Here is a 2,116-nt window from a genome sequence, read left to right as displayed (position 1 = left end):
ATTTTCTGGAAGTGCTTTCAGGACAGCGAGATCAATTGCATCTGTACTTTCAGCTTGCGTTGCCAAAGCGGCAGCGATGACCAGATCATCGGCTTTTGCAGTTCCGAATGGAATAGGCGCTTGTAATGTCAGCTTATTTTGGGTGAGTGTTCCGGTTTTATCTGAACACAACACATCAACACCAGCCAGCTCTTCAATAGCCGACAGACGTGACACAATGGCTTTCTGTCGCGAAAGAGCAAGCGCCCCAAGTGCCATTGTAACAGACATAACTGCAGGCATGGCAACAGGCACGGAAGCTACAAGAAGAACCAGAACAAACTGCGCGATAGCCCCCGCTTCACTCCAATGCCAGATAGCGTTATGAGCCAAGTCGCGCCAGAGCTGCGCTCCAACCAACACAACAGCAAGTGCTGCCGCAAGGATAATCAGAAAGTCGCCAATCCGCAGAACAGCCTGCTCTGCATGTGACTTGCTGCCTGCAGACGCGACCAACTTCGCAGTCCGGCCAAAAAAAGTATTGTTACCTGTCGCAGTGACCAGCCCAATCATGGATCCTTGACGCGCAATGGACCCAGAATATGCCCCGTCACCGATTTTCTTGGAAACAGGTAAAGATTCACCTGTTAAGGCGGCCTGATCAACAGACAAATATTTGCCGTCAATTAACAAAAGATCCGCAGGAACGATTTCTCCTGCTGCAACCGTTACAATATCACCAGTCACAAGATCGGTAGCAGCAATCGAAGTCCAAGCTCCATCGCGGCAGACAGAAGCCTTGAGAGCCAAGCCTTTTTTTAAGGCGGCAAGGGCATTGGCAGCTTTATTGTCCTGCCAGAACCCGATAGCCGCATTGTAAAGAAGCAAACCGGATATGACAAAAAAATCCGGCCAATCAGCACGCAAAAATGAAATAACCGCCGCAATCTCGATCATCCAGGGAATTGGTCCCCAAAAATAACCTAGAAGTTTTTTCCAGCGACTTTCTTCGTGTGCCTGAATTGCATTTGGACCATCTTTAGCAAGACGATCCTGGGCTTCTATAGAAGTTAGACCCTTAGATGAGGTATGTAATTCAGAAATTTTACTCTGAATCTCGACTGCATTTAAAGTTGCATTGGAGTTTGAGTCTGTATTTTTTGGTTTAATTTTCTCTGAAGATAGTGAAGGAGATACTTCCTCCACGGAAGATGGTGACATAATAAGCTCCATAAATACGCATAAACTTTTCCGATGATAGACATGAAAACATAAAATTAATTAAAATTATTTATTAAATAAAATAGAAAATTATCACGATATGCGAAGACGATTTATTTAATGGAACTTTTTTAAATAATATGGGAATCAATAAAGTTCCATCGGGTTTATATATTTTTTCACATACTCCAAAATCTAATAGGATTGACCAAAAAGCTCACCATTATCGCGTTCTGCAGAGAATTTTACGAAAATATAATTTTTTTGACTCTATTAGATCTTTTTTTGCAACGATAAGCAGCTCAATTTAACGAGGCCTGAAAAGATTATTCCACCGCCCCCTCCCAGATAGTGTTAAAAGACTCATGGTGAAGAGTGAAAGTGTCGCCAAACCACCTCGATATACGTGCAACTTTCTCGCCTCAGGTGCGGTCCGGTGCGCGCAACAGGCGTCTGACCCGGTTGTCGGGATGATTGCGGGGCCGGTGAGGATGGATCTGCCCTGTACCTTCAGTTAGTCGAGATCATTCTCCGTATCGGCCTCATCCGCCCTGCCGGTGTTCGGGATTCAGGCCGATGCCAGCCGGACGATGAATGTCCAGGTCCAGTTCGTGCCGCTCTTCGCCCCGGCTGATGCCGAGGTTGGGCGGGAGGTCGGTTATTCAGGGGCGCTCTTGACGTAGAAAGATGTAGTTCGGCAGGAGGTGACTGCTCGGATCGAGGCAGACCAGACTGCATTGGCAGCGCATGTTGGATCTCTGCTCGAGGAGTATGACACTCTCTGTGAACCGCCCCGGGTTTACCGGAGAGTAAAATACTCAAAGGATGAGCCCTATGACGAACCAGAAATTCACCCCTGCCTATCCTGCTGAACTTTGAGAACGCGGAGTTCGGCTTTTTCGAGAGCACCGAGGTG

Annotated in this window: 1 protein-coding gene; it reads right to left on the bottom strand. The window is 47.0% G+C overall.

The features are described from left to right. Nucleotides 1-1,200: HAD-IC family P-type ATPase (locus GKO01_RS15645; protein WP_167383515.1), on the bottom strand; the 1,200-nt coding region annotated here is incomplete at its 3' end. Nucleotides 1,201-2,116 lie beyond the last annotated feature (916 nt).

This window comes from Gluconobacter kondonii (assembly GCF_002723995.1).
Lineage (GTDB): Bacteria > Pseudomonadota > Alphaproteobacteria > Acetobacterales > Acetobacteraceae > Gluconobacter > Gluconobacter kondonii.
This window is presented reverse-complemented; position numbering and strand designations above follow the sequence as displayed.